14 protein-coding genes are annotated in these 16,708 nt (G+C 41.8%); 9 read left to right on the top strand and 5 right to left on the bottom strand.

From position 1 onward, the window contains the following. Positions 1-168: 168 nt before the first annotated feature. Positions 169-3,336 carry a plasmid replication protein, CyRepA1 family gene (locus RM347_RS06460; protein WP_322717530.1) on the bottom strand — a complete coding sequence of 1,056 codons (3,168 nt, stop codon included), beginning with the start codon at positions 3,334-3,336 and terminating at the stop codon, positions 169-171. Between the two features lie 974 nt (positions 3,337-4,310). Here RM347_RS06460 and RM347_RS06455 point away from each other — a divergent pair. Next, the gene (locus tag RM347_RS06455) at positions 4,311-4,610 is read left to right on the top strand and encodes a hypothetical protein (RefSeq protein ID WP_322717529.1); all 300 of its coding nucleotides are present in this window, start codon (positions 4,311-4,313) and stop codon (positions 4,608-4,610) included. 222 nt (positions 4,611-4,832) lie between these two features. After that, positions 4,833-5,042, top strand: coding sequence for a hypothetical protein (locus RM347_RS06450; RefSeq protein ID WP_322717528.1), 210 nt, complete (start codon positions 4,833-4,835; stop codon positions 5,040-5,042). 305 nt (positions 5,043-5,347) lie between these two features. Here the strand turns inward: RM347_RS06450 and RM347_RS06445 are convergent, their stop codons facing one another. Then, positions 5,348-6,349: a DUF6745 domain-containing protein gene (locus RM347_RS06445; RefSeq protein ID WP_322717527.1), complete on the bottom strand. Its 1,002-nt coding sequence runs from the start codon at positions 6,347-6,349 to the stop codon at positions 5,348-5,350. Positions 6,350-6,828: 479 nt separating this feature from the next. Between RM347_RS06445 and RM347_RS06440 the strand changes: the two genes are divergently transcribed. Together RM347_RS06440 and RM347_RS06435 are read left to right on the top strand one after the other, a co-directional pair. Beyond that, positions 6,829-7,086: a hypothetical protein gene (locus RM347_RS06440; RefSeq protein WP_322717526.1), complete on the top strand. Its 258-nt coding sequence runs from the start codon at positions 6,829-6,831 to the stop codon at positions 7,084-7,086. Next, entirely contained in the window at positions 7,076-7,501 is a 426-nt protein-coding gene (locus RM347_RS06435) for a type II toxin-antitoxin system VapC family toxin (protein ID WP_322717525.1), read from the top strand. The genes RM347_RS06440 and RM347_RS06435 overlap by 11 nt, the downstream gene beginning before the upstream one ends. A gap of 62 nt (positions 7,502-7,563) precedes the next feature. Here the strand turns inward: RM347_RS06435 and bchB are convergent, their stop codons facing one another. Further along, positions 7,564-9,090, bottom strand: a complete 1,527-nt coding sequence (bchB, locus tag RM347_RS06430; RefSeq protein WP_322717524.1) for a ferredoxin:protochlorophyllide reductase (ATP-dependent) subunit B — start codon at positions 9,088-9,090, stop codon at positions 7,564-7,566. Between the two features lie 449 nt (positions 9,091-9,539). Here bchB and RM347_RS06425 point away from each other — a divergent pair, with 449 nt between their 5' ends. Continuing rightward, complete coding sequence (locus RM347_RS06425; protein ID WP_322717523.1) at positions 9,540-10,229, top strand: Uma2 family endonuclease; 690 nt, start codon at positions 9,540-9,542, stop codon at positions 10,227-10,229. Positions 10,230-10,258: 29 nt separating this feature from the next. Here RM347_RS06425 and RM347_RS06420 read toward each other — a convergent pair whose 3' ends face one another. Both RM347_RS06420 and RM347_RS06415 read right to left on the bottom strand, forming a co-directional pair. Beyond that, positions 10,259-11,356 carry a DUF6745 domain-containing protein gene (locus RM347_RS06420; RefSeq protein WP_322717522.1) on the bottom strand — a complete coding sequence of 366 codons (1,098 nt, stop codon included), beginning with the start codon at positions 11,354-11,356 and terminating at the stop codon, positions 10,259-10,261. Then, a complete protein-coding gene (locus RM347_RS06415) occupies positions 11,343-11,636 on the bottom strand; it encodes a hypothetical protein (RefSeq protein WP_322717521.1) in 294 nt (97 codons plus the stop codon). The genes RM347_RS06420 and RM347_RS06415 overlap by 14 nt, the downstream gene beginning before the upstream one ends. 443 nt (positions 11,637-12,079) lie before the next feature. Here RM347_RS06415 and topA point away from each other — a divergent pair, with 443 nt between their 5' ends. From topA to RM347_RS06395, 4 genes are all read left to right on the top strand, one after another. Beyond that, positions 12,080-14,731, top strand: a complete 2,652-nt coding sequence (gene topA / locus RM347_RS06410) for a type I DNA topoisomerase (RefSeq protein ID WP_322717520.1) — start codon at positions 12,080-12,082, stop codon at positions 14,729-14,731. A 251-nt stretch (positions 14,732-14,982) separates the two neighbouring features. Then, entirely contained in the window at positions 14,983-15,123 is a 141-nt protein-coding gene (locus RM347_RS06405) for a hypothetical protein (RefSeq protein WP_012410890.1), read from the top strand. Positions 15,124-15,145: 22 nt separating this feature from the next. Then, positions 15,146-15,592 carry a type II 3-dehydroquinate dehydratase gene (gene aroQ / locus RM347_RS06400; protein WP_322717565.1) on the top strand — a complete coding sequence of 149 codons (447 nt, stop codon included), beginning with the start codon at positions 15,146-15,148 and terminating at the stop codon, positions 15,590-15,592. A gap of 118 nt (positions 15,593-15,710) precedes the next feature. Continuing rightward, positions 15,711-16,658 (top strand): ADP-ribosylglycohydrolase family protein, encoded by a 948-nt coding sequence (locus tag RM347_RS06395; RefSeq protein WP_322717519.1) that lies wholly within the window; start codon positions 15,711-15,713, stop codon positions 16,656-16,658. The last annotated feature ends 50 nt before the right edge of the window (positions 16,659-16,708 follow it).

The following is a 16,708-nucleotide window of genomic DNA, read 5'->3' as shown; positions in this document are numbered from 1 at the left end:
TATTCCAATTAGGCACAGACCAATACCCAAAACCCAGTTGTAGAGACGCGATTTATCGCGTCTTGAAAGACCAATTATCTACACCAATAACCTTTAACTGAGGAGTCAGACACTGGGAGCGAGACAATCTCTAAAAGCTTTGCAATTCTCACAAATAATTCAGGATGGCTATATCTTTGATAAAGGAAGAGTAGGCATAGACACCATATAGTTTGCCTTTACAGACTGCGTTTGCGTAATTTCAAACTTCCACTCTGAAGAATAATCAGGCAACTCATAACCAACACTCTTAACATGAGCCAACATCAACTCATCTCGTTGATGCCAAACAGCAAATATTTTCTCCCTGCCATCATATAGCGTTTCTAGGTCAATTTGATAAAACTCATTTACTCGCTTCAGCTTCAAACCCAATAAATTTAACAGTCGGCTGAGTATTTTTATTGCCGAAACCTGCTCTTTCTCTCCGACTAAATTAATACCAAGCGCTCTTTTAATATGCTTACTATGCTGGAAAGCAACATTTTTTAGCAATATCAAATCTGGATCATTCTCAGTAAATTCCCGTTTTACTTCAAGAAACTGAAGCATTCCTAAAGCTCTCATAGCTTCAACTTTTAGCGTGTAAGTTTTTAAATCTGGGAGAAAAACTTTTCCTTCACCCCAAGACAATTGTTGATGCCATTCTTGTTGGTCTCTAACGTGAAAATATTCGCTTTCGTGAGTTAAATAATAGTGAATTAACAATTGACAATAATATCCTTGTTCATCCTGTAATTTCAGCGCAGGAGTAACTTCTATGCCATACCTTTGTCTGAGAATATATTTGTTGATTTGATTGCGTTCTCCATTAGTTAAAGAATGTTTAACTAATAATTGCTCATATTCTACATAATCGATATCTTTAGCATTCGAGATAGCAGTTGCTACTGCTAATTGATTTTGCTGTTTAATATCTTTAATTTTGCGTTTAATTTCTTTAGCTTTTTGACGGCTTTGTGCCCAATCTTTTTGAACTTTGACAATTTCTAAAATTAATCTTTTCCGAGTATCTAAATCATTGGCGTCAGTTGCCAAAAAGGCCAGACGTAAATCTCGAATAATATTATTGTGAACTGCATTACTCCGCATCTGAATTTGATGCCCATCAGCAATCAAACCATCTTGCATCGATTGACGGTAGAGGCGAATAGAAGCATTTACCCTTGCAGATAACTTTGCCCAAGTTCGCAAATGAATTGGGTCATAAACTAGAGGCAAATCTACATCTATTTTATGTAATGGACTAAGCAAAGCTAAATTTTCTTTTTGATTTTCCTGATACCAATCAGATAGTAAGCGATAATGTGTACTACCACTACCAATTAAACCAATACCTCGTTTAGCACACCAGACAATACGCGGCACATCATCTCTGACTCTTGCTAACGCTTGTCTTGCTTCCGAGTCAGGAATTACCCCTTGAAAAATGCCATAAACTCGGTCGAAATGTTGAACATCAATACTAATTCCTGTACCAAGGCTAGGGGTAACAAAAACGCCGTCATATTCAGATATTTTTTGATTAATAGCTGCGATAAAATCAACTGCTGCGTGACCAGGTGTATTTATAGTATGACTACTAACTACCAGAGTTTTAGGAAATTGTCGCCGTAATTTTTGTAGCCGCTCTTTCAAATAACGTTCAATTGTTTCACAACTATAACGCCCAGCCCGACTATCAGTAGTAACATAACATTTACGTCCAGCAAGTAAATCTAATTCCAGTTGGTGAATTAGCGGTGTTGGGTTCGGCGAATCATAAAAAGTCACGTCCCAACCTTGCTGAGGTTTCCACTGGTTGAGAACTACCCAAGGTGTTAATTTAATTCCTGCCAATCCTTGTAAATATTCAATTGAAACATCTGATAAATCGGCATCTTGAGCAATTACTAACCCACCAGTTGTTAAAACTGTGGAAATTAGCTCATGAAATAATTTTAATATTTTTACACGCTTATGCTTACAAGTATTACTGTTTAACAGATGCCACAAAGATTGTTCTACTTCATCTAAAATTACTATTGCCCCGCGCCAATTTTCTGGGTTAAGTTTCCAAATCGAGTCAACACACAAGCCGAGGGAGGGCTGAGGAAACAGAGAACGGAGGATGGGAGGAGCAGGGGCAAGTGTTTTATCAATCCTTTTCTCCCCATCTTCTTTATGTGTTCCCCATTGAATACCAATTTTTTCACATAAAAATCGTCCTAGTAAAATTCTATGAGTAATTAATAAAACGGGTTGATTTCTACTTTTTGCTTGCTTAACAACGCCTTGTAGTGCTGTAGTTTTCCCCGTTCCTTTCGCTGATTTAACTCCTACTAATCCAGAGGTGGGGAAAGGTATTTCACCTATATAAGGACGGTTGAATATGAGTGCAGCCGGAATGCTTAATTCGGTATGGGGTTTGGTTTGAGCAAGATAAATTTCTAAATCAACACTTTGGCGATAAATTTTATCGAAACTACTTGCACCTTTAGCAACAATAAACTCATCAACCCCTTTTTCTATTCCTGGAAGCTCGATGACTTTAACAGGGCAATTTTTTTGCTGGAATAAACAACCAAGTTGAGAAATAGCATTATTTACAGCAGCAATTGTCTTGGGTTGAGTTTCAAAATCAAAACAAATGTAAAAGCTGCGCTTTGTAATCGCAAACGCTGCTAAGTCGGGAATTAGCTGACGACGGGTAACTTTGCCAAATTCATCTTTAACAACCCGATAACCACTAGTAATTCCGGGAATGGCAATAGCTATATATCCTTGCGTCAACAATGTGGCTGCTTTCTTGACACCCTCGCAGATGATGATAGGGATGTTCTGTTGCATTACCCATTGCCAAAAGCCTTCAGCTTCACCATCTGGAGTAATGGTGATATTGTCGGGCATGACCAGATTATAACGTCCAGCTACTTGCTGCCACACTTGCAACGTTACCCGCAAACAAAACACCCGCGTTGGCGTACTGGGAGGATGCTCGTACTTGATGGACTTACCATTGTGATTTTGTCGGGGTTGGTTTGGCTTAAAGCATCCCCATTCCATCATTTGCCAATTATTCACAGGGTCTAGTCCCGAACACCACCAACCACCTTCAGTGATGTGAGCATAACGCTGCAACCAACTACTTTTCACCATTCCGGTATTGGTGCGGGGAAGTAGCTCAGAAATCAACAGGTACTCATAAGCTGTTACACCTTGGAGCGACCTAAAATTGAGATGCACTAAGTGTAAGTCTATACCACTACTCTTGACTAATTCTTCAAGGTGTTGGGGGTGTAAATAGTGCAGATGCATAGGGAAAGGCGCGAAGGGAAGACAATGAGATTAAAACAGTAACATGCATCTGCTTTTTTTTAATACGCGAGATTGCGAGGCTTTTATGATGCTTTTTTTACTTCGTGGCGGGAGATACATCGGTTAAAGCTCTAGTGGGTTATTCTGCCTATTAGATCCCCGAAGTAATAATTTTGTATTGTGATATTTGTTCGCTTTTAATTTTTATTTATCAGTAAATTTCTGCCTTAAGGAATGCGATCGCTGTATGACATCGCTGTGAGGTAATATGTTCATCAAGTTCAGTAAAGGCTTTACACTGAGCCTCCACCTGTACCACACCTCATCTGTGAGATATAACCTCTGATCCTAACGCCCAATCGACTGGAGCCACTACACCACCAGCAACCGATCAATTGAACTTTAGGGGAAGCACCTATTCTATAAACAGAACTGCACATAGAGAAATTAAATCGATGAGGCACTGATGATATCCATGCCAACTTCTGATTTTGCACCAGCAATTTAATGTCATCAGAGACTTTATGCTTAGTAATATGAAATACCAACAAAGAGTCTAGTGGCGATCGCATATCCTCGACCATTACCTACCGAACTCAATGCTCTACGCTAGTGGCGATCGCTATAACTTGTTAACCATTTTACGAAATACCTGATACAGATCCTTTGAGAAATAGTATTAATATCTGGCTTTGGCAAAATTCCTAGACGCATAAATATTGTTAAGAAATAACAACATCTTCCGGAAACTACTGTTGACAAAGTTTATTTTCTATATGAATGTAATTTACTTGGGGAAAAAAAAGGATTTAGTTAGTTTTATTTTTGACTCCCCACTCTTTGGGGAGGCGGTTGGCCTCCAGAAATAGAGAACATATTTTTAAACTGTCAAATTATGTGGAAATCAAAGTTAATATTTAGATTTATACTGTCGGTTGCAGCGATCGCCACTAGCGTGGAGCTAAATTCAGCAAATGACTATTGCTCAAAATGCATCTTCCAATCCGACTGTCGAATCTGGGCAACAAAATCAAGCTTTAGAAGATGCCAAGGTTGGTATGGCAGGAGTTGGCATAGGAGCCATTGCAGGCTTACTCATTTCTGGTTTATGGTATCAGAAACGTCGTTACCACAAAATCCAGTCACTTGCCAAAATAAACCGCTTTCGTGAAGAGTTCCTCTGCGGCTCTTTAGCAGATTATTACTTATCTAATTCTAAAGCAAATTCTTCACCTACAAATTCTCGGAAAACTTTACCAACACCAACTAAATAAGAATCCCCTAGTTCTGAGGAAAGTTTCGTAACCCCAACTAAAGAAGAAATATCCGATCCCTCTACTTCTGAAACAAATAATCTAGCAGCAGAACCTACGCCAGCCGCACTATCTGATTCCTTATCTGACTGCTACCACAAGTTAATCGAGGAAATTGTTAATACAGCCCTCAACGGTCAAATCAGTTCTAAAGAGTATATATGTCACCAATTAGTAGAAAATGTGAGCAGTGGTAATGATGAAATTTTTGAACGCTGTTTGAGCGATCGCTTGCATTCCACTCAATCTGAACTACATAAAGTAATAAATTCTCCGAGTTTATTCCAAAAAGAGACTCCTGAGTTAAAGAAAGCCCGTTTAAATCGCACCTTGAAGGCATTACAAAGTATTCAAGGGGAATGGGAACAAATCCAAAAACAAAAACTAAATTAAGCCCCACTTACCGCAGCTGTGCAACAAATTATCACGGACTGAAAAGCTTCTTGCTTTTCAGTCTTGTTACAAAACTGAACTAACATTATTAAATTTATTGGTGTGAACAGTTATGATTACTTGCCGCAATTGCGAGAAAAATACAAGCGATCGCACTAATTTTTTGCAAGACTTTCACCGAAGGGACTACCAAAACATAAATCATTCAATATTACGGCTATTTCCAACTAGATAAACCACACTGTAGGGACACTGCATTGCTATGACCTTACTTGCTGACAACAGATGTGGTTCAAAGTCTAGATTTATTTTGGCTTTGTGCGTTGGTTTATCCAGTGTACCGCCTCAATAGCAGACGCGATCCGCAGAGGTACCCTAGAAACGCGTACTTCCCCTGTATTAGGATTTGTTGCCTTGAGGAACTGCATAGTCTGGACATTAATTTGCTGCTTAACGATACGTAACAACCTGTATTCTTCCCAGGAGTCAATTTCGACCGCATTGATTTTTTCCAAAAAGCGTGCCCAGCCGATATCATCGATTGGCTGGCGCGTGCGTTCCAACCTTGTTTTACCATGCTGTGCATACAGGCTATATCCATCTGCAAACGCTATAGCAGGTGTATCTTCGGTGTGCAGGTGGTTGTTGCTATCAATACTTATTGTCGTCGAATGGTTGGATATAATCGCAATATTCTTAAAAAAGAAAGTCCAGCCGCAATTCTTAACAAACTCCTCTAAAATTACTACTTTGTTTTTAAATTGGTGGTAGTTTAAACCATAAATACAAAAATCAAAATAACTACCTCCTGCAATTAAACTTTCGGGTTTTCGACAGGAAGAGAATATGTTTTTAAGTAAGTTGCGATCGCCCTTACCAAGGTGCTGGGAGAAAACTTGTTTCCACTGGTTTTCTAAATGCTTTTGCAGTAAAGTGGCATACTCTTTTGCAAGATGGTTATCAAACAACGAATGTAAATTTGTTTGTAGATTAACGGGTAGTCGTACAAGCAACTCTGATTGCAAATTACTGTAAATCCTGCTCCAGTAGGAACTATCTATGGCATCGCCCAGAATTGTATGGGAACCGACTTGGAGCAAATTCCAGATGTACTCGAAGGCGGCGTTGGGGCTATCAACGATAATTATTTCGGGTTCGTTGAGTCTGAGTACAGTATATATTGCTCGAACTGCATCTTTGGCGTGTTGTTGATTGATTCGTTCGGTGGATAGCCCGATATGTTGCCATTTTTCTCGATATCGGGATATCAATGCGTGTTGCTCTGGTGTCAGATGGTTGGCGGACATGGCGGGTATGTGATACAGTACCTATCTTGTATTAAACCAGGTTAGTTGGCTTGGTTAATTTAAAAAATTGCAACTTCGCGATTGCGGATATATTGTGGAATTTAATTTTTATCACTAAAGCAAAAAAATGGGAGTAAAGAGTATATATAACTTCTCACCCCTCAATCTTCTCAATTAAACTCTAAACTAAGCCCCGACAGCTTCCTTGGCAGCGCACAACACCTCAATGTTGATTTCTTTGAAACCGCGATCGCAGACAAATTTATTGGTGCTGCAATAGATTTATATTCTGTTAACTGAAATTATTACTGAATAAAACGTACAACGTGTCATTCATCTTTTACAAATATTTGCGATTTTTCCCAAGGTAGACAAACACTGTCCTCCACTTGATATTTGGGCATATAATGAGATTATGAACATTGAAGTTAAATATTCACTTATAATGTTCTTTTTATCATTTTTAACTGGTGAATGAAATGGCTAAAACATTAACAATACAGTTGTCAGATGAATTAGAAAGTAAATTAACTGCTCAGGCGGAAAAACTAAATTTATCTTTAGAGGATTTAATTCTGCAATCCTTATCTCAATCAGCTAAACAGGAAAATATCTCCGAATTCGATCCAATTTTACCTTTACTAGGTACATTGAAATTTGATAATTCTGATGTAGGAGAAAACCACGATCAATATCTCCAGCAAACTTTGCAACAGGAGTTAAAAATTGGCGAATAAAGTCTTTATAGATACATCGGGGTGGGCTAATTTATTTATTGCAACTGAGTCCTACCATGAACAAGCAAAGCAGTGGTTTCAACATAGGCCTCAGCAAGATCAAGCAATGGTAACAACTAATTATGTTGTTCTTGAACTGGTGGCTTTGCTGAATAGCCCTTTACGCGTACCTCGTCCGCAGTTATTTAAATACGTAGAAGCTGTCAGAACTGCTCCTTATATCAACTTGATTTATATTGAACCAACAATAGATTCGGCAGCTTGGGAGCTACTCAAAAGTAGAGAAGATAAAGCTTGGTCTTTGGTGGATAGCACTTCTTTTATAGTCATGCAACAGCTTGGCATTAAAGAGGCATTAACTACAGATCACCACTTTGAACAAGCTGGCTTTCTTCGTCTGCTGAAGTCAGAATAAGTAATAATAAAAGGCATTTATAGAATATGCCCTTTATTATTAAGAATCGCTAACCTGCTAACTTACGCTCCAACAGCTTCCTTCGCAGCGTACAATACCTCAGCGTTGATTTCCTTGAAACCGCGATCGCGGGCAAATTTTTCAGTATTACGCTTCACTTTGCCGCGCACAAATCCAGGAATTTTATTCAATTCTGCTTGACCATCTTTTGTCCAATTCAAATCAGAATCAGCAGAAATTCCCCTAGTAATAACTTCTTTAGTATCATGACCACCGAAGATTTCTAATAAATGATCTTCCATTCCCAAAGTGAAGGAATTGTAGATCAAATCTGTAATCTGATTAGTGCCTTCGTAACCCATAAATGGTTTGTAACCAATCGGGAAATTTTGAACGTGGATTGGTGCTGCAATTACGCCGCAGGGGATATCTAAGCGCTTACCAACATGGCGTTCCATTTGAGTGCCGAAAATGGCAGAGGGTTCGACACGAGCGATCGCATCCCCAATTTCACCATGATCTTCGGAGATTAGCACTTCATCGCAATACTCGCTAACCTGTTCGCGGAACCAGTCTGCATCATATTTGCAGTAGGTTCCAGCCCAAACAACATGAATCCCCATTTCTCGCGCCAGAATCTTAGTAATGGCGGCGGCGTGGGTATTATCACCAAAGACTACAGCTTTTTTGCCAGTCAAGTTTTGACAGTCAATTGAACGAGAGAACCAAGCAGCTTGAGAGACATGGAGGGTTTGCTCATTGATGAAGTTTTCGTAGTCAACTTCTGCACCTTGAGCGTTAATTACCTGCTGAATCTTGCGAATACAACGGGCAGTTTCCACTACGCCCATTGGAGTAATGTCTATATAAGGTGTGCCAAATTGTTCTTCCAGGTAACGAGCTGTGGTCAAACCGAGTTCGCGGTAAGGCACCAGGTTAAACCAGGCTTGGGACATCTTCTTCAAGTCGTTCACCGAAGCACCTTCAGGAATTAAGGTATTTACCTCAATTCCCAAGTCAGCCATCAGCCGTTTGAGTTCGGTGCAGTCGTGATTGTTGTGGAAACCCAGGGTAGTAGTACCGATAATGTTAACTGAGGGTTTTGCTGTTTTGCCCTCAGGCAATTCGCCCCGCTTCCGAGCTTTTTCAATGTAGTATTGGACGATTTGATCGAGAGTGCGATCGGCGGCTTGCAGTTCGTTGTAGCGGTAGTGGTTCACATCCGCTAGCATGACATCTCCTTTCGCTTCCAACTGCGCCCGTTCCACAAAGTTGTGCAAATCCTCTTGCAAAATGCTAGAGGTGCAGGTGGGAGTTAACACAATCAAATCTGGGTGTTCCTCAGCATCCTTGCGGGTGATGTTATCTACCACCTTCTCTTGGGAGCCGCGTGCCAAAACGTTGCGATCGACGACACTGGTTGTCACCGGAGTAAAATCCCTCTCCCGCGATAGCATGGAGCGCATGACGTTAAAGTAGTCATCGCCAATGGGGGCGTGCATAATCGCATGAACATTTTTAAAAGAACTAGCGATTCGCAGAGTGCCGATGTGGGCTGGGCCAGCATACATCCAGTAAGCCAATTTCATGTTTGTGTCTCCCTTTTAAATTCAAATAACTAAGTAAGTGGGCGTAAAAAATATAAGATAGAGCTTACCACCAACCCCTTCGGTGCGTAGTTTAACGCCGTAGGCATCGCCCAGCGTGCCGTTAGTAGAGAAGGGGAGAGGTTTGGAGAGAGGTATTATCTTTAATTCAGCCCATTTACTTATAAGTGCTTGATTATTAAATCGTTTCTGATTTTCTCAAACCTGCTGGCTGAAAAAAAATAAGGTTTGTTGCGGGTTTTAGGGGAAGCAATATAGCTAAAACCTATTTACTGCTTGGGATACAGCTATCAATTTAAACAACATTGCTGTTATTTTTGTAAAAAAATCTTAATGTTCAAGTAAATTTGTTGATTAATCTCTCATTCCCTAGTCAGTTGCGTTTTTACTTAATTCGCTAGGATGTACACAAGCTCATTTTCACAACAATTATGGTGAAAACACCCTCCCAGCTTTGGACAATTCATCCTTTGGAAAATGGCGACAAACTCACCCGCTACGAATTTGAGCGTCGCTATAATGCCACCCCTAACCTGAAAAAAGCTGAATTAACCGAAGGGATTGTCTATATTATGCCAGCTGCCCTGCGTTTCCGAAGTCACGGTCAACCGCATGGTTGGATTATTGGTTGGTTAGTTACTTACGAAGCTGCGACTTCTGGTGTAGCGTTGGGAGTTGAACCTACCGTCCGCTTAGACTTAGATAACGAACCTCAACCCGATGCTGTTCTCCTGATTGAACCGGAAGCAGGTGGTCAAACACGGCTGAGTGAAGATGATTATATTGAAGGTGCGCCAGAGTTAGTTGTGGAAATTGCTGCTAGTAGTGCGGCTATTGATCTTCATGGCAAAAAACAGGCTTATCGTCGCAACGGTGTCAAAGAATATATAGTTTGGCAAGTTTTAGACCAAAAATTGACTTGGTTTTCTCTTGAACAGGGTGAATATTTGGAATTAATACCTGACAATGAAGGCATTTTGCGAAGTCGGGTATTTCCAGGGTTGTGGTTAGCGGCGACGGAGTTATTAGCAGGTAATATGCAGGGTGTGTTGAAGGTTTTACAAGCAGGTTTGCAATCTGCTGAACATGGGGATTTTATCAAGAAATTGGGTAGTGATTAACCCGTTTTAAATAGGGAAAGTCTCTTAAGCTATGTTTGCACACCAAATTCTTCTGGATCTACACCCCAATTTACCCAGCGAATTGCTTCACGCGCTGAGTTCATATTCGGTGGAACTCGCAAGGCGTGAATAAAGCTTGTGCTAGGGCAAGTCATTTTTAATAAATAAATTGGTTCTTCATCAACATCAGCATCAATTTTTAATAGTGCATATTCAGCCCAAGTATCTAATTCAATAGCTTGCAATTCTTTGCAAATTCTGGCGTAACCGATACCCTGAATTAACACTCGGCGTAGTTCGGCGTTTTCCTCTGTCAAAAGCCATTGAGATTGCCATTGCTGCGGGTGGATTTTACCATATTTTTCAGGCAAGGTTACACCGTGGTATGAGTAAAGGCTATATCCATCAGTAAATTCAATGGCGGGTTCGCCTTCAGCGTGGAGGCGATTTTGATTGTCGAAGCGCAGGTGAAGCGGGCGATCGCAGATAATACAAATGTCATCATACGCAAACAACCAACCACATTCTTGAATTAAAGATTGAAATACTTTCCATTCCTGTTGAGGATGAACAATGTTCAAAATAGAGACACAGAAATCAAACCCAGTCATCCAATTACCGTGACTTTCAGGTTTAAAGCAATCATTAAGTTGCATTTCAATCCACCACGAATGATCCTCTGGTTGCTCGTTTAATTGAGTGCTAAATTTCTCATTTAAGTCGTTGAATATTTCATGATTTAAAGGATCATCTGCTACATAATAAAAACAGTTGTCTAATTGCCTACGTACTTGGCTTCCAAACTGTTGATTGAGTTTATTTGAAAGTTCCTGAAAGAAATGAGCCGAAAATAAGCTTCCTATACTATTTGGTTCATTGAGGTAATTGTCTATAAATTGAGGTGAAAGTCGTTTTAGCATCCAGTTGCAGGCTGCATAAGGACTAGCCTGAAAAAATATTTCAGGCTCTTGATAGCCAAAGTCAATTGCAATATAGGCAGCTTTTACTGCTTCCGCCGCTTTTTCACGATCAATTCGCTCAGTTGAAAGCGCGATCGCTCTCCACTTGTCCCGATAAACTGGAATCAAAGCCTCTTGCTCAGGCGTTAATTTTTCAATCAGTGACATAACGCCAACCTTCAGGCTGATATTCTCGCTGAATTTTCACTATCCAGTCACCTTGGGGAATAGAAATAGCTTGATGCTCCTCATGAGCTAGCAATGCCGACTCTGAAAACACACGTAAGTAGAGCGTGCTATCTCTAACGTATAATTCTGCATTCCCCTCAGTAATACGATGCTTATGCCCCGTAACTTCGCCTTCTGCCAAAGTTAAGTGAAGTATTTTTTGTCCTTCAACCTGCTGCACAGGTAGTAAGATTACATCACCCTGACGAATTGGTAGCATATTTTTGCTTTCCTGACATGGGTACAAACCCCACTTCGCTTTACTCTCAAGTTTGATTTAATTTTGGCACAAGCTCTATTAAGGTGGGGAATTGGGCATTGGGCATAGGTAAATTCAATAATTATTCTTCCCTTGCTCCCCCTGCTTTCTCATCTCCCATGCCCAATGCCCAATGCCCCAATTGGGATATTTTAAAAACTGTAGTCGCCAATTATGCGTTAGATAAGTTAAAGATTGAAATAGCTGGAAATTCAGACCCAGCGTACCCTCATTTATCCTCTGGGACAGACTGGGCATTAAGTTCAGCGGATTTTCTCCCAAGCAGGCAGTTTATGTGAGGATTAAATCACCGCCCTAAGCGTGACCATTTATCTTGACAATTTGCAAAAATTACCTCAATTTGACTGTTTGGCTTAGTAGCTCTTCTTTTTATTGAAATTTCCATGTCAACTCTCGTCATCGTCGAATCTCCAACCAAAGCTCGTACCATTCGCAACTACCTGCCAGCAGGCTATCGGGTGGAGGCGTCTATGGGTCATGTACGTGACCTACCCCAGTCGGCTAGTGAAATTCCCGCTGCCGTCAAAGGGGAATCATGGGCGCAGCTAGGGGTAAATGTGGACGCCGACTTTGAACCGGTATATGTTGTCCCGAAAGACAAAAAGAAAATTGTTACCCAGCTCAAAGATGCCCTCAAGGATGTAGATGAACTGATTCTGGCAACGGACGAAGACCGGGAAGGTGAAAGCATTAGTTGGCATTTATACCAATTGCTGAAGCCAAAAGTTCCGACTAAGCGGATGGTGTTTCACGAAATTACCCAAGAGGCGATCAAAAAAGCGTTGAAAAACTGCCGCAATATTGATGAGCAGTTGGTTCGTGCCCAAGAAACCCGACGGATTTTAGATCGGCTTGTCGGCTATACTCTGTCTCCCCTGCTATGGAAAAAAATCGCCTGGGGATTATCTGCTGGGCGAGTGCAATCTGTAGCTGTGCGGCTTTTAGTCACTAGGGAACGCCAACGCCGCGCTTTCCATGAGGGTACGTACTGGGATTTGAAAGCTAGTTTGTCAAAGGAAAAAACCCCCTTTGGTGCCCAACTGGTCACATTGGGAGGAGCCAAAATCGCTAACGGCAGTGATTTTGACGCAGCTACCGGACAAATTACCGCAGGACGCAATGTCTTGTTGCTCAATGAAGACCAAGCGGTAGCGCTCAAGGAACGCTTAACTGGTAAAACCTGGAGTGTTAACGACATCGAGGAACGCCCAGTGACGCGCAAACCGTCGCCACCGTTCACCACCTCGACGTTGCAGCAAGAATCTAACCGGAAACTGCGTCTCTCAGCCCGTGACACGATGCGGGTTGCCCAGAATTTGTACGAGCAGGGGTATATTACCTATATGCGGACAGATTCGGTACATTTGTCAGATCAAGCGATCGCAGCTGCTCGCAGTTGTGTAGAAAAGCTCTACGGTCAACAATACCTCAGTCCTCAACCTCGGCAATACACCACGAAATCCAAAGGCGCACAAGAGGCACACGAAGCAATTCGTCCAGCAGGTAGCAGCTTCCGCACTCCCCAAGAAACTGGTTTGGGTGGTCGGGAACTTGCCGTTTACGATTTGATTTGGAAGCGGACTGTCGCTTGTCAAATGGCTGATTCCCGGCAAACTCAAATTACCGTGCAATTGCAAGTCGAGGACGCTGGATTTCGTTCTTCTGGCAAACGGATTGAATTTCCCGGATACTTACGTGCCTACGTTGAAGGCTCAGACGACCCGGAAGCAGCACTGGAAGACCAGGAAGTAATTTTGCCGAATCTGAAAGTGGGAGATCATCCAAATTGTACAGAGCTAGAAGCAGTTGGGCATGAAACCCAACCACCAGCTAGATATACCGAAGCTTCTTTGGTGAAAACCTTAGAAAGCGAAGGTATCGGTCGTCCCAGTACCTACGCCAGCATCATTGGCACAATCATCGACAAGGGTTATGCCCATTTGGTGACTAACGCTCTCATTCCCACCTTCACCGCTTTCGCCGTCACCGACTTGCTGGAAAAACATTTCCCAGACATCGTTGACCCCAGTTTTACCTCGAAGATGGAGCAAACCCTCGATGACATTGCCACAGGTGAAGCGAAATGGCTGCCCTACTTGCAGAAATTCTATCTGGGAGACAAAGGACTAGAAACGCTGGTAAAAGAGCAGGAAAGTCAAATTGATGCCACCAAAGCTAGGACTGTAGAACTGGAAAATCTAGATGCCAAAGTCCGCATTGGTAAATATGGTCCCTATATTGAAGTTGAAAATGGTGACGGAGTTATCACTGCCTCAATTCCCAAAGACTTGACACCAGCCGACCTCGACCCCAAACAGGTAGAAGTATTGCTGCGACAAAAAACCACAGGTCCTGACCAGGTAGGTCGGCATCCCGAAACTGGCGAACCGATTTATGTGAAAATTGGCGCTTATGGGCCTTATGTCCAATTAGGTGACAAAACCGACGAAAACCCCAAACCGAAACAAGCCTCCCTACTCAAAGGTGTCACCCCAGAAACCGTTACCTTGGAAATGGCTGTTGGTCTGTTGGCACTACCCCGGACATTGGGAGTTCATCCAGTTACTGGCGGCAAAATCCAAGCAAGTTTGGGGCGCTTTGGCCCTTATGTTGTTCACGATCAGGGTAAGGAGGGAAAAGACTACCGCTCCCTCAAAGCTGCTGACAATGTATTGACAATTAGCCTAGAGCGTGCACTGGAATTATTGTCCGAACCAAAAAAGGGACGCAGTTCCACCAACAGCAAGTCCAAGGCAGCCTTACGCGAATTGGGTACGCATCCAGAGGACGGGGAAACAGTTAACATTTACGATGGCCCCTATGGGCCTTACATCAAACATGGCAAAACTAATGTGAGTATCCCAGAAGGTCAAACAGTAGAAAATATAACCCTGGCTGAGGCGCTGAACTTGTTGTCAGCTAAGGCATCGACCGGGAAATCGACTCGCAAAACGAGTAAATCAACGAGTTCCAAATCTAAGTCAACTGCTAAATCGTCAACGACTGCTGCGAAAAAAAAGGTTACAGAAGGCTAGTTTCAGGTCAAGAGTCCAAAATCCGACTCTTGACCCTTGATAACCATCCTTGATAGGATACAGTTCGATAGGTTGCAAGTGTGATACTCTAAAAAGTAAGGTAAAACACAACGCCAAATTTTAGAAGTGGCTTATGTCCCAAGTACGGGTTTGTGTATCGGCCCGATTGGAAGCCAGAGGTGCGAAAAAATACTATTTTCTGCGTACCTGTTAATCAAAAATTGAGGTAGTATCTCAGGAGCGGTCAGTTCATGGACTATATAGAAAAGGTGCTGGAAAAGCTTAAGGAATTAGCTCGTAGGCTCATTGAGAGTCTATTAGGGCCAGAGGCTGAACCGGAACCGGAACTGATTCCGATTCCTGTAAACGATCGCTCGCGCCGTCGCCACTAAACCCACAGTGGTAAACCCGACGTTGCAACCCTTAAGTATTCTGGCACTGCATGGGCCAAACTTAAATTTGCTAGGACAGCGAGAACCAGGAATTTATGGTTCGTTGACACTAGCTGAAATTAACCGCCTGTTAGAAGAAGAAGCATTCAAGTTACAGGCGAAAGTTTTTCCTTTGCAGTCAAATCATGAAGGGATTTTGGTAGATACTATTCATAGTGCATTAGGACAACATCAAGGAATTTTGATTAATGCAGGAGCGTATACGCACACAAGTGTGGCCTTGCGAGATGCGATCGCTGCTGTTAACTTGCCCACAGTAGAAGTACATCTGAGTAATATTTATCGCCGGGAAGATTTTCGCCATCATTCGTACATCGCCCCAGTAGCGATCGGGCAAATAAGTGGTTTTGGCGTCCAAAGTTATTTGTTGGGCTTACAGGCATTAGTGAACCATTTAAAAACCATATAAGCATGAAAAATCAATTGATTTTAGATTTTGGATTTTGGATTTTGGATTAAATTATTGAATCTAAAATCTAAGTTGCGCTGGAAGCGCACCAAAGGTGCGACCTAAAATCCAAAATTGTATGCGTTACTCTCCTATAAGTCGGTTTAGAGGCACTTTACTTGGAGCATTCCTGGGGGAAAGTTTAGCCTCTAGTGGTGAAATATTACAATTTCAGAGTTACCTAGATTTGGGCAGAATGGCGGTTCTGGGTACTCAGAGTTTGATTGCATTGGGTAGATTAGATTTAGATGATTGGATAGGGCGTCAGCAACAAGAATCTCCTCATTTAGCAGCAACTGATGACATATCAACAAAAATAATTATTGCCACACTACCAGTAGCACTTTTTTTTCACGAAAATCCAATTAAGCTCCGACAAAACTTGCTGCATGTGCTAAAAATCTGGGAGGATGACCCAGTAGTACGAGATGGAACACTAGCAGTAGGATATGCGATCGCTCTTGCCCTAACTGAAAAACTCGACCCACTAACCCTTATCCCGCAAACAATTTCTTTTATCGGAAAAACACCGACATCAATACCAAAAAAATTATTAAGAGTCCAGAATTTATTAGAGCAAGGGGCTGGATTGTCAAGGGCGCAAGCTGAGTTTGCTAGAGAAGAAAAACTCAGTAACACTATTGCTATGGCATTTTACTGCTTTTTGAGTACTTTGGAAGACTTTCGCCTTGCAATTTTGCAGGCTACTCACAAAAGCAATTTTAAAGTGCAAGATGCTACGCTTGTAAGCTCACAAGCTACAGGTGCAATTACTGGTGCTTTATCAGGAGCATATAACGGTACAGGTGGAATTCCCGTAAATTGGCAAGTCTTGCTCTTGCAGAGAAATTCTCCAGCATGGGGACTAACTAGCTTTTCCCAAATGTTAAAATTAACCGATGCATTACTGGCAGTATGGTCAGGAGTGTACGATCTTGCCTTAAATCCAAGGGAGTTAACAGAGGAGGAATGTGAGGTGGCTTTGCTTTCAGTTTACGCAGCTCCTCGCGTTATTCGGTCGCGTTAATCTCAATTAGCCAGACAAGAAGCTTAACAAGGGGCTTAAGACCCTTATTA

The sequence above is a fragment of the Nostoc sp. ChiQUE02 genome, assembly GCF_034531305.2.
Classification (GTDB): domain Bacteria; phylum Cyanobacteriota; class Cyanobacteriia; order Cyanobacteriales; family Nostocaceae; genus Nostoc.
The sequence above is the reverse complement of the archived record's forward strand: the minus strand, read 5'-3'. Positions and strand labels throughout refer to the sequence as shown.

Excerpts from the sequence above, each read along its gene's own strand:
- RM347_RS06460 (WP_322717530.1), bottom strand. The coding sequence starts at position 3,336 with ATGCATCTGCACTATTTACACCCCCAACACCTTGAAGAATTAGTCAAG.
- RM347_RS06455 (WP_322717529.1), top strand. The coding sequence starts at position 4,311 with ATGACTATTGCTCAAAATGCATCTTCCAATCCGACTGTCGAATCTGGG.
- RM347_RS06445 (WP_322717527.1), bottom strand. The coding sequence starts at position 6,349 with ATGTCCGCCAACCATCTGACACCAGAGCAACACGCATTGATATCCCGA.
- RM347_RS06440 (WP_322717526.1), top strand. The coding sequence starts at position 6,829 with ATGGCTAAAACATTAACAATACAGTTGTCAGATGAATTAGAAAGTAAA.
- bchB (WP_322717524.1), bottom strand. The coding sequence starts at position 9,090 with ATGAAATTGGCTTACTGGATGTATGCTGGCCCAGCCCACATCGGCACT.
- RM347_RS06425 (WP_322717523.1), top strand. The coding sequence starts at position 9,540 with ATGGTGAAAACACCCTCCCAGCTTTGGACAATTCATCCTTTGGAAAAT.
- RM347_RS06420 (WP_322717522.1), bottom strand. The coding sequence starts at position 11,356 with ATGTCACTGATTGAAAAATTAACGCCTGAGCAAGAGGCTTTGATTCCA.
- RM347_RS06415 (WP_322717521.1), bottom strand. The coding sequence starts at position 11,636 with ATGCTACCAATTCGTCAGGGTGATGTAATCTTACTACCTGTGCAGCAG.
- topA (WP_322717520.1), top strand. The coding sequence starts at position 12,080 with ATGTCAACTCTCGTCATCGTCGAATCTCCAACCAAAGCTCGTACCATT.
- RM347_RS06405 (WP_012410890.1), top strand. The coding sequence starts at position 14,983 with ATGGACTATATAGAAAAGGTGCTGGAAAAGCTTAAGGAATTAGCTCGT.
- RM347_RS06395 (WP_322717519.1), top strand. The coding sequence starts at position 15,711 with ATGCGTTACTCTCCTATAAGTCGGTTTAGAGGCACTTTACTTGGAGCA.